Below are 8,307 nucleotides of genomic sequence, written 5' to 3' on the forward strand. Positions count from 1 at the left end.
GCGTAGGCAGTCTACTGAAATAGCTTGTCATGCGCTCTGTCGATTAGCACACTATCGTTCTATCTCAATGTTGTTTCGTATGTAAGTCGGGATAGCGAGCTTGTCGTCTAAACTTGCAAATCTTGGCTCCGGATTAGCGCCAACAATGTCATTTAGTTCATCAAAGCTAACCCCAACGATGGAATAAAAAATGCGAAGCATTGGGAATTAGTCTTAAACGCCTTGTTAGGTTCGCAACCATTTATACATAACGTAGCTATCAACTAGCCCTCGACGAGCATGCTTATATGCTTTTGGGATGGTACCTATGATATCGAACCCTAGTTTCTCCCAAAGCTTCACAGCTACTTCATTGGTAGAAACTACGCCGTTAAATTGCATTGCGTCAAAACCTAGCCCTAACGCCGTTTTCTGCGAATGTTCGCACATAAGGCGAGCAATACCCTTGCCTCTGGCTTCACTTGAAACCATGTATCCGCAATTACATATATGGCTACTTGGACCCATTGCATTTGGCTTAATGTAGTATGTGCCCAGAACAATTTCATTTTCAACGAAAGCGAACGCTTTTGTTGGAGATTCGCACCAAAGAGTAAATGCCTGCTCGAACGTCATTTCTGGATCAAAGGCATAGGTTTCTTGAGCCTGAATAACCGCTAAAAATGTTGGCCAGAATAGCTCAAAGTCTGCTTTAGTGATTTCCCTAAGCATGGATTTCCTCCTAGAACGCACGCTTAAGTGGTGAGTAACCCCGTAAACGCACAAGCCCGAGTTGATGACAAAATCGCCAAGCGTTACGAACCTGCTTGAAGCAATTGTTATATTTCTAGTGCCACAAACTATCGGTAAAACGATCTCTTCCCTTCCAATACAAACATTGTGGACAGTGATCGCCTTCTGGGTAATCGATGCCTTCCTCGTGAGGGCACCCTAAGATGTCATCCACCATGCTCACCGTTTGCGCATCATTTTCATTGATAAATGCCAAAACCTCTTTAATTATGAGTTCAGATTTACGTATCTCAATTGCACTAAACCATTTTCTCATCGGTTCTGGCTCTGCCCCCTCATAAGGAATTATCGCGCAAACAAGTTTTGTCGCGGTTTTATTGTCAGCGCCATAAAAAGCAATTGTTGCAATGGGAAAGCCTTTATTCCCTTTGCGAGCTATCTTATTCAGTGCTTTCCTATTCTTTCCTTGAGCCATTGCCTACTCCTAACTTGAATGAAAATATCGCCCAATTAAGTAGTGAGCACGCTACAACGAACCTAAACTATTCTGCCGTAATCACTAAAGCTGATTCAAACCGAAAATGCCAAGCGTTGCGAATCTGCTTGATTTGATTGCTAGTTTTATTGCTTCAATGCTGAAGTCGCTAAACCAGCACCAAACAACATTCCACCACTGATTCTATTACATACTTTCTGGATTTTTGGAAACGTAACATAGCTTCTGACGTTTGAGCCTAAAATTGCATAAAAGCTTACGCTAATCGCTGAAGCAAAGACGAAGGTTAACGCTAAAACGAATAATTGCTGGGGAATATTTGATGCTTCAGGCGATAAAAATAATGGGAAGAACGCTATAAAAAATATTAATCCTTTCGGGTTCAAAGCTGTCACCAACAGTGAATCTCGATACACTTTCCATGGTTTACCTATCGATTGAATTTCTACTTGTGAACGTAATTCCTGACTTCGCCATGTTTTAATGCCTAAATACACTAAGTAAAGAGCACCTGCCCATTTCATTATTTGGAAAGCAAACGCTGATGTCGAGAGTATTGCACCAACACCCAAAAGTGAAAATGACAGCGCAATAATATCACCTGTAATTACACCAAGAATTAGAGGAAGAACCGACTTTCGCCCGAATGCTAGGCTCTGACCTATCACTAAAAATACTGTTGGTCCTGGCGAGAAAACAAGAACCATAGAAGCCAAAACAAAGGATATCCACACTTCAAAACTCATTTTCCCTCCTTTAAAGCTAACGCCAAAACCGCCGAGCGTTACGAATCCACTTGAAGCATTTGTTATGTATTTGCTGTATAGCTTGTCATTAAGAATGATTCAAATGATAACGTAGATAATAGCGTCATTAAGATCCAGTATTCTAGCTGTATTCCAGTCCTTTTTGCCATGCACCTGCAGTTCACCAGTAATTTGTCGCTCAGCATTTTCAGCACAATATACTTGTGCAATTTTTTCGTTAGAAGAGTTGAATATTTCAAGACCTAGTTCTGATTCCAAGTCTTCAACGACACAATATTCGAAAGAAGGTCCATATTCTTTAATGCCGTTTAAAAAGGAACTTAGCAAAGCGGTTTCTTTCTTTGGGTAAGCATCCATTATTTTGTTGGAGAGCGGTGTGCTTATATGAACTTTACTCATTGCTGACATCCTTCAGATATATAGACATAATGCCCCCCCACTAGGTGCTAGCCTCCAATATCGTGGGTTAGCTCAAAGCCAGAGCCAGAGCCATAATTAGTGTGTTCAAACAACTAAATTTGGAGGCTAGCATGAATAACGATAGCATAATTTTCATTGGCTTAGATACACACAAGTCCTTTATCCAAATCGCAGTTTTACAAGATAACCGTGGTGCCAAACCTGAGCACCTAGGGCGAATAAAATCCAATAAGTCCGCGCTCATTAAGCTGGCTCAGCAACCTCAATCAAAATTCCCTAAAGCGACACTACATTTTGTCTATGAAGCGGGTCTTACCATCTCTTATTCACGATTAGTTAAGTGCAAGGCCGAATCAGCAAGTAAACAAAAAGGGACGAACGGCAACAAGATTGGTAACGCCTACTTAAAATGGGCATTCTCTGAAGCAGCGGTTCTCTACTTAAGAGGCAATGAGCCCGCCAAGAAATACATTCAGCGCTTACAAAAACGCATGAGCAAAGCCAAAGCGCTATCAGCGTTGGCTCATATAAACTGGGACGATGTGTCTACTTCATGTTGAGAGACAAAACGGTGTTTGATGAGAAACGATTTTTACCCCAATAAGTCGCACAATGAAGCGAGCTGAAAGTCTAACTGGTGCTGAGTGAGAACACGTCACTGACTCAAATTTACTGGGATTTAAGCCCGAAAAAGTCGGTTGTGTCAGGTAGTCCAAGCCCTCTTGCTTTGATTAGCCGCTTCATTGGTGCGCATCCATAACATAACAGCGAACAACAAAGTTGCTTACACCTTGGCTGAGCCTGAAGATAACTGGAAAACAACTGTTTAACCATTTTTTTGAATAGCGCCTGCTGAGGTTAACCGATAAGTGTCTAGTGACCCAACCAATGATGGTTGGCAGCGAAGAGACCGCAATAAGAGATCCTCAATATGTGTTTGTCGTAAGCAATGCTTAATGACCAAAATGACAAAACGAAGTAGATAACTTTGTTGTTCGAAGAGCGTTGGCTGCTTGCGCAGCCAACAGGATGTTATTGCCTATTGACAGGCAGAAGGCTCATATGTGTTATGCGTAATTTTTGACGTACTTTGTCATTGCTGTTTCCGATACTGACAAACCGTCGATTCTATATTGATCTTTGAACTCTCCAACAACATCGAACCCTGCTTTTAGGTAGAGGTTCTTTGCTGGGAAATTCTCTGATAGTACACAAAGATCAAGCCAGTCAATTTCGGCTTTTTCTTGGCAGAAATTTATAACCGCATCAATGAGTCGTTGACCAATACCTTGCTTCCTGCAGGAAACATCTACGCCCATACCAAGTAGAACTCGATGAGAACGGCTATCATCACCGTGGTGGCGAAGATCAATGTGACCTTTGATACTTCCAGAGGTGTCTTTTACAACCCAGAGCTTTCTCCAACCTAAATCGCCAAAGTGATGGGAAAAGCCTTGGATAAACTTATCTTTTGTTGCTTCTGGAATTTCACTTTGCTCTCTGGACATTGGCTGGAAAAGAGGAACTTCTCCATTACCATTTTCAGACAGCTGATTTTCAAGATACGCAAAGAATGAATCTAAATCCGATTTTTCCGCTTCTACTACTTCCATCTAATACTCCGTAGCCCATCGATTACGCATAACGCCGAATTAAGCGGACTAAAATTGTGGGTTAAACTGTGGAGCGAAGCGAAACTTAACCCACTGTTTTAGTTCCGTTTAAATGCCTTGTTAGCATTTCTCTATTTTGGGTTGGGGAATATTTCAGAAGTAAGCCTGCCTTCATATTTATGTTTACAACTAGTGCAAATTCGCCCAGCTCTAGCTTGCGGATCATTAACAAGTTGCCTTTTTTTATGGTCATTTTCCCAACATCGCAAACAAAATGGGACTCCAATGGCTTCGCCTGATTCATCTAATTTATAATATGCATCCCGAAAGCGTATCAATTCATCCTTACTTTCAAAAGCTTCATTTAACTCAGCTAATTGCTTATCTTTTTCAACTAATAACTCTTGAACATCAACGAGTTCAATTTTGGCATCAGCTAAAGCGACAATTAAATCTGCCATTTTTAACTTTAATTCTGCTTTTTCAAAATCAAGGTCGCTTGCTCTCAAGAATTTAGCTATATCTGTAGCTGTTTTGATGCTACTGAGTGCAGCTCCGATTGTTGCGATATCTGGCATATATACTCCTGAATGCTAACGCCCACTTAAGCGGACAAAAATTGTTGGCTATAATTTTGTGAGGAACGAACAATAGCCAACTGTTTTTGTTCCGTTTAAAGTGCTTGTTAGCACTACGTTAACTGATTAATTAATTTCTCAAGTTCATGAGTTGCGAGAGATAATCTATGTCGTAATTTTTGATTCCCTTTAATGTTTCGTTTGGGATCTGAAAGGACATCCTTTTGTTTTTTGCTCATTGCAGCGTCGAGACAATGTTGAAAATGCAGTTCATCCTCAAATATTGTTTCTACATATTTGACCTCTGGAAATGAAATCATGGCTTTTACTTTACAACTATGTACAGTATCTAATAGGCCACCATCAAGAGTTGTAATTGTCGGTACATAAAAATTGTTTTGTTTTCCTTCGGTCAGCAATAATTCAGTGAATCTAAATATAAACAAGTCCCACGCCAAAGCACCGATTCGTTCAATAGACTTCTTTTTCTTCGGTTTCTTGAGTAACTTTTCATCAAAAACTGGAGTGTAATAACCGATGCTAAAGCCAATAATTACTTTCCAAGCGAAGTAAAGTTCTTTTAAAGGTAATACTCCAAGTTCATCTAAGCAAAAATCTACCAACTTTCTAAGACTATCTTCAATCATTATTTGATCCAAAGACCAGCACAAATAATAAGTTTTAAGCATCACGACATAAACTAAATCACGACGATCTATAGCATGCCACATATCTTCACTAGCACGATATTCTTTCCACAGTTCTTCTGACTTTTCTAAATATGGTTCAAATATATTATTACTATTGCCTGCTATCGTATTCCCTTGTAACTTTGCATCAAAATAAAATGCTGCCGCAACTTTATTGACTGGATAGGGATTATTTACAGATGTATAAGATCTCAAGTTTTCCAACATAGGAAAAGCAAAATCAAATCCACCACAATACTCTTGCTCAACCACTTTTAATATTTTCTCTACCTTAGACCTTGTTGTTAAGTCCTCTCCTTTAAAATACTTTGGTAGGTCTGAAAGTAAATTCGTATCAAATAAAGCTCTTCGCTGATAACAAATCATCGACTCTTTCTCAAGCATTTCAGAAGCAATTTCATTTGAGTAAGCTAAAACTCTACTTTTTGCGAACACGCCCGAAAATAAATCTTGATGTGGGATTGGCACTTGTAATGCAGCACCAGCTGCATCGGTCGCGAAAAGCATCCTAATACCCTCAAATGCCTCTTTTTCACTATCAATAATTTCTTGTAAAGATGAATTTTCACTAGCGCTTAATATCGCACCTTTCACCTTATTTATTTTGTTTCTATAATCCATGCTCTAGGTTGAATCCTGATGTTGAACAAAGTAGTGCTAACGCCCGCTTAAGTGGTGAGCAACGTAGTACCGAAGTCACTGCAAACCATCTAAATCACTAAATTTAACGCATAGTGAAAATGCCATGCGTTGCGAATCCGCCTTAAAGCGTTTGTTATATGATTTATTTCGGGCTCACTTTTCCACCTTGTTGCAATCGGTAAAAATTATTTCCACTTGCATGCTTAGCATCTTGTAGCTTTCTTGTTGCTGAACTCAAACTTGGGTTTACTGCTTCAAAAATCTTAACGGTTGACTTGCCAGACCGAATCGCGTCTATCACTAACTGCTCAAATTGTGCATGTGTCAGATTTTTATGGTGCGCTTTTCTATGTTGTTCAAACCCTTGACTTGTTAGCTTTTTCTTGCAAATTGGACATGTTGTCCTAAAACTCACGTCCAGTTTGTCACCTGCATTTTTTGTTTTTTTCATGGAGTATCATCAAATCATATAACGCCCGCTTAAGTTGTGAGTTACGCACCACTGAAGCCAAATTTTAGACCGTAATCACCCAAACCAAAATTAACACCAAAAACGCCAAGCGTTACGAATCAACTTGAAGCGTTTGTTAGTACTATGTTTACGCCGAAGTTTTAGCAAACGTTATGAACTTCATAGTGATAGCCCAAGTATCTATCATTACTCTCTGTCGGTCGGCTGTCTGTACCTCTAATGGATTGCCGTGCCTAATTGGATCGGCTGCCTTTTTAATGTACATAATCTGATCTTTTGAAACACCTATGTTATCTCTAAATATTTGCCACGCTTCGCTTTTATTAGGCGTACCATTATTCAAAAAATAATGAGTTAAACATTCAATTGCTCGATAACAGTAAAATGCACTATCTTTCGGGGTTCTTATTGCAAGCCTTAAGTCATTTAGACATCGGCGCAAGTACGCACCAAATTTGCTATTTAGAATCTCAACTAATTCAATTGGTTCAACTAACTCTGCATAATTTAGTTCACTAAGGTACTTTTCTTCGACACCAAAAATGAGGTGCCCTTGATGTTGCGGTTCAATGCATTGAATTATTTCGATGTCATAACCACAACCAACTAGAAATCCCAGTGAGTCGACGACTGTTCTTACTTGCTCCTCAGCAAATAAGCGTAAACTGTTCATGCCACTTTCATTCAGTAGTGTTGCTGTCTCAACCGTAAAAGCAATACGAGATTTATAGATCGAGAAGTTAATGACATCACCTGAATCACCAAGTTCAATTCGTGTAGAAGTAACATTTACATCTGCTCGTTCAGGATGAACTACACCCGTTAACATATATAGGTACTTCATAAATCTCCGTAAATAGTACTAACGCCCTGTTAAGGGGTGAGCAACGCAATACTAATGCCGCCGCAAACCACCCTAATCACTTAAACCAACGCATAGTGAAAATGCCACGTGTTGCGAATCCCTCTTAAACAGTTTGTTATAGCGCTTTACCGTTTACAAGTGACCAATGATGAGGCATTAATTCTCGTATAGTTTTGAAAACCAATGCATTCTCTGGAGTTGTAATTGCTGCTTTGACATCCCCACCCCAGTGGACAAGGCGCTCTTGGCAAACTCCGCATGGTGACAAGATTAGAAATTCATCGTTCTCGTTCTCACGACACAGGCATAATGAGTGGGTCACTCGCTCATTGAGTTTGTGAGCCTCTAAATACGCTCCCACTTCCATGCATAGTGAAAGAGCATCGTTTTTAGTATCAGGAGCAATGCTTGTTAATATTTTTCCTGACTCTGTTCTAACAGCCGCAGCACCACCCCAACCAGAAGGATATCGCATATTTACTAGTTCTATTGCTGCTTGATAGAGCTCTTTTTCGATATTATCCATGACCATCCATATTCAATTTTCTCGAGCGCTATAACGCTAAGCTAAGCGGTCAGTGAATGTTGGCTATGTTTGAGCGAAGCGAGTTCAGCCAACGTTCACGAATCCGTCTTGAGCGCCTTGTTATGTGTGCTCTTCGTTTATGCCATTGATGCGCCACAGCCAATAAATATGGGGTGCTAAAGCAATTAGTAGCAAGAAAGTATTACTGATACTAAATGCTATTGTCAGTAGAGTGATAGCCACCAAAATTAACTTAAAACGAAAAACTGACCACATTTCTAAAATAACAGTGTAATAGCAAATTGCAGCTGGAAGCCAAGCGACTAAATAAATGGACAGCATTAAATTGCTAGTCGATACTTCGTGTTCACCACATACGATGCCAATTACTACAAGAGCAATATAAAGTATTAAACCGCTAGCGACTAGCCAATAGTATTGTAACCCGTTAACTTTCATGCGATATCCCTGCACACATAACGCCCT

12 protein-coding genes and 2 pseudogenes are annotated in these 8,307 nt (G+C 39.9%); 2 read left to right on the forward strand and 12 right to left on the reverse strand.

Translation table 11 applies throughout. The features are described 5' to 3' along the window. Window positions 1-51: 51 nt before the first annotated feature. From LNL84_RS07780 to LNL84_RS07800, 5 genes are all read right to left on the reverse strand, one after another. A complete protein-coding gene (locus tag LNL84_RS07780) occupies window positions 52-201 on the reverse strand; it encodes a hypothetical protein (protein ID WP_244356571.1) in 150 nt (49 codons plus the stop codon). A 24-nt stretch (window positions 202-225) separates the two neighbouring features. Next, entirely contained in the window at window positions 226-711 is a 486-nt protein-coding gene (locus LNL84_RS07785; RefSeq protein WP_244356574.1) for a GNAT family N-acetyltransferase, read from the reverse strand. Between the two features lie 115 nt (window positions 712-826). Further along, complete coding sequence (locus tag LNL84_RS07790; RefSeq protein ID WP_244356577.1) at window positions 827-1,207, reverse strand: hypothetical protein; 381 nt, start codon at window positions 1,205-1,207, stop codon at window positions 827-829. A 146-nt stretch (window positions 1,208-1,353) separates the two neighbouring features. Beyond that, complete coding sequence (locus LNL84_RS07795; protein WP_244356580.1) at window positions 1,354-1,974, reverse strand: LysE family translocator; 621 nt, start codon at window positions 1,972-1,974, stop codon at window positions 1,354-1,356. Window positions 1,975-2,073: 99 nt separating this feature from the next. Then, window positions 2,074-2,394: a hypothetical protein gene (locus LNL84_RS07800; RefSeq protein WP_244356583.1), complete on the reverse strand. Its 321-nt coding sequence runs from the start codon at window positions 2,392-2,394 to the stop codon at window positions 2,074-2,076. A 131-nt stretch (window positions 2,395-2,525) separates the two neighbouring features. Here LNL84_RS07800 and LNL84_RS07805 point away from each other — a divergent pair. Together LNL84_RS07805 and LNL84_RS07810 are read left to right on the forward strand one after the other, a co-directional pair. Beyond that, a pseudogene (locus LNL84_RS07805) lies at window positions 2,526-2,726 on the forward strand (IS110 family transposase); the annotation flags it as partial. Window positions 2,727-2,735: 9 nt separating this feature from the next. After that, window positions 2,736-3,019 (forward strand): annotated as a pseudogene (locus LNL84_RS07810) (transposase); the annotation flags it as partial. Between the two features lie 463 nt (window positions 3,020-3,482). On the opposite strand, the gene LNL84_RS07815 reads toward LNL84_RS07810, so the two are convergent. From LNL84_RS07815 to LNL84_RS07850, 7 genes are all read right to left on the reverse strand, one after another. Beyond that, window positions 3,483-4,028 carry a GNAT family N-acetyltransferase gene (locus LNL84_RS07815; protein WP_150878570.1) on the reverse strand — a complete coding sequence of 182 codons (546 nt, stop codon included), beginning with the start codon at window positions 4,026-4,028 and terminating at the stop codon, window positions 3,483-3,485. A 131-nt stretch (window positions 4,029-4,159) separates the two neighbouring features. Next, window positions 4,160-4,606, reverse strand: a complete 447-nt coding sequence (locus LNL84_RS07820; protein WP_244356586.1) for a hypothetical protein — start codon at window positions 4,604-4,606, stop codon at window positions 4,160-4,162. 113 nt (window positions 4,607-4,719) lie between these two features. Continuing rightward, on the reverse strand, window positions 4,720-5,937 hold the full coding sequence (locus tag LNL84_RS07825) for a hypothetical protein (RefSeq protein WP_244356589.1): 1,218 nt from the start codon (window positions 5,935-5,937) through the stop codon (window positions 4,720-4,722). A gap of 163 nt (window positions 5,938-6,100) precedes the next feature. Further along, window positions 6,101-6,409 carry a hypothetical protein gene (locus LNL84_RS07835; protein ID WP_244356592.1) on the reverse strand — a complete coding sequence of 103 codons (309 nt, stop codon included), beginning with the start codon at window positions 6,407-6,409 and terminating at the stop codon, window positions 6,101-6,103. A gap of 148 nt (window positions 6,410-6,557) precedes the next feature. After that, window positions 6,558-7,274, reverse strand: a complete 717-nt coding sequence (locus LNL84_RS07840) for a DUF8168 domain-containing protein (protein WP_244356596.1) — start codon at window positions 7,272-7,274, stop codon at window positions 6,558-6,560. A 136-nt stretch (window positions 7,275-7,410) separates the two neighbouring features. Further along, the gene (locus tag LNL84_RS07845) at window positions 7,411-7,821 is read right to left on the reverse strand and encodes a cytidine deaminase (protein ID WP_025613414.1); all 411 of its coding nucleotides are present in this window, start codon (window positions 7,819-7,821) and stop codon (window positions 7,411-7,413) included. Between the two features lie 120 nt (window positions 7,822-7,941). Then, the coding region (locus tag LNL84_RS07850) for a hypothetical protein (protein WP_244356599.1) at window positions 7,942-8,307 on the reverse strand (366 nt) is incomplete at its 5' end.

The sequence above is a fragment of the Vibrio gelatinilyticus genome (genome assembly GCF_022836845.1).
GTDB classification, from domain to species: Bacteria; Pseudomonadota; Gammaproteobacteria; order Enterobacterales; family Vibrionaceae; genus Vibrio; species Vibrio gelatinilyticus.

What these genes read in the sequence shown, in the direction of transcription:
- LNL84_RS07780 (WP_244356571.1), bottom strand. Translation starts at nt 201, where the DNA reads ATGCTTCGCATTTTTTATTCCATCGTTGGGGTTAGCTTTGATGAACTA.
- LNL84_RS07785 (WP_244356574.1), bottom strand. Translation starts at nt 711, where the DNA reads ATGCTTAGGGAAATCACTAAAGCAGACTTTGAGCTATTCTGGCCAACA.
- LNL84_RS07790 (WP_244356577.1), bottom strand. Translation starts at nt 1,207, where the DNA reads ATGGCTCAAGGAAAGAATAGGAAAGCACTGAATAAGATAGCTCGCAAA.
- LNL84_RS07795 (WP_244356580.1), bottom strand. Translation starts at nt 1,974, where the DNA reads ATGAGTTTTGAAGTGTGGATATCCTTTGTTTTGGCTTCTATGGTTCTT.
- LNL84_RS07800 (WP_244356583.1), bottom strand. Translation starts at nt 2,394, where the DNA reads ATGAGTAAAGTTCATATAAGCACACCGCTCTCCAACAAAATAATGGAT.
- LNL84_RS07815 (WP_150878570.1), bottom strand. Translation starts at nt 4,028, where the DNA reads ATGGAAGTAGTAGAAGCGGAAAAATCGGATTTAGATTCATTCTTTGCG.
- LNL84_RS07820 (WP_244356586.1), bottom strand. Translation starts at nt 4,606, where the DNA reads ATGCCAGATATCGCAACAATCGGAGCTGCACTCAGTAGCATCAAAACA.
- LNL84_RS07825 (WP_244356589.1), bottom strand. Translation starts at nt 5,937, where the DNA reads ATGGATTATAGAAACAAAATAAATAAGGTGAAAGGTGCGATATTAAGC.
- LNL84_RS07835 (WP_244356592.1), bottom strand. Translation starts at nt 6,409, where the DNA reads ATGAAAAAAACAAAAAATGCAGGTGACAAACTGGACGTGAGTTTTAGG.
- LNL84_RS07840 (WP_244356596.1), bottom strand. Translation starts at nt 7,274, where the DNA reads ATGAAGTACCTATATATGTTAACGGGTGTAGTTCATCCTGAACGAGCA.
- LNL84_RS07845 (WP_025613414.1), bottom strand. Translation starts at nt 7,821, where the DNA reads ATGGATAATATCGAAAAAGAGCTCTATCAAGCAGCAATAGAACTAGTA.